The organism is Nocardioides humilatus (assembly GCF_008373755.1).
GTDB lineage: Bacteria > Actinomycetota > Actinomycetes > Propionibacteriales > Nocardioidaceae > Nocardioides > Nocardioides humilatus.
Window position 1 is genome coordinate 1 of record NZ_VUJV01000045.1, and the last position, 981, is coordinate 981.

Sequence of the window (981 nt, forward strand, 5' to 3'; positions counted from 1 at the left end):
CGCCGAACTGTTCGGCCCTCTCTTGCCACACCTTCTCGAGGAAGTCCTTGTTCAGTTTCTCTAGGTCACCCTCGAACAGTTTCTTTTTGTCGTCGTAGGATCGTGTGTCGACACGCCTCTCGTACTTGGACGCTACTTGAATTTTGGGCGGGTGCTTGCCTGTGAGCGCTTCGGGGTCGAGACCCTTCTTGAGAGCTTTGTGCCTCAGTTGCTGCTTTTGTCTTTCTTTGAGCTCTTTTAAGTCGTAGTCCTGTCTCTTTTGCCTCTCTTCGAGATCGTATTTCTCGGTCTCGAGTTTGACGATGCACTCCCAGAGTTCCTGGGCCTTCTGTCGGAGTTTGTCGACGGAGAGACCCTCGATGGTCAGCGGCTTGATGCGGATGGACAGGGAGATCTTCTTCTCCTCTTCCAGCTGCTCCTTGGTCTTGTTGCGCTCCAGCTGGGCATTGCTCACACCGAAGTTTTCGCTCTTCTTTTGGATGGTGAAGTTGGGTCCGGTCTTGCTGGCATCTTTCATGGCCTGGAGCATAGCCTGGCGCTTCTTCTCGGCCTCCTCGAGCCGTTGCCTCTTCTCTTCGATGTCGCGCTGTTTCTTCTCTTCGATTTCGCGCACTCTCCTTTCTTCTTCTTCCTTTTTCTTTTGAGCGAGGCGCTTTTCTTCTTCGGCACGAGAAACCTTGCGCTTGGCCTGCTTCTCTTTAAGGCGTTTGAGCTCATCCTCCTCCTTGGCCCGCTGTTTGCGCCATTCGTTGATGTATTCCTTCAACTGTTCATCCAAGTCCGACCGCTTCTGGTCTTGACGCTTGATGAATTCTGGATCTCCCTCACCCTCTTGTTTAGGAGCGGGTTTCGTCTCCGGGACTTCTTCTTCTACTTCCTCCTCCTCAGAGCCAGAATATTCCTCCTCGTCAGACATGTTGGTTGTTTATTGAGTGTCGCACGGGTAGAAGTCGGTCACTCAGTCACTCGGCACTGGTTCTT

Annotated in this window: 1 protein-coding gene; it reads right to left on the reverse strand. The window is 52.5% G+C overall.

Annotated features, from left to right (window positions below):
* Positions 1-916 (reverse strand): troponin (locus tag F0U44_RS23965; protein ID WP_149730585.1); only part of this gene is annotated, 916 nt, incomplete at its 3' end.
* Between the last annotated feature and the right edge of the window lie 65 nt (positions 917-981).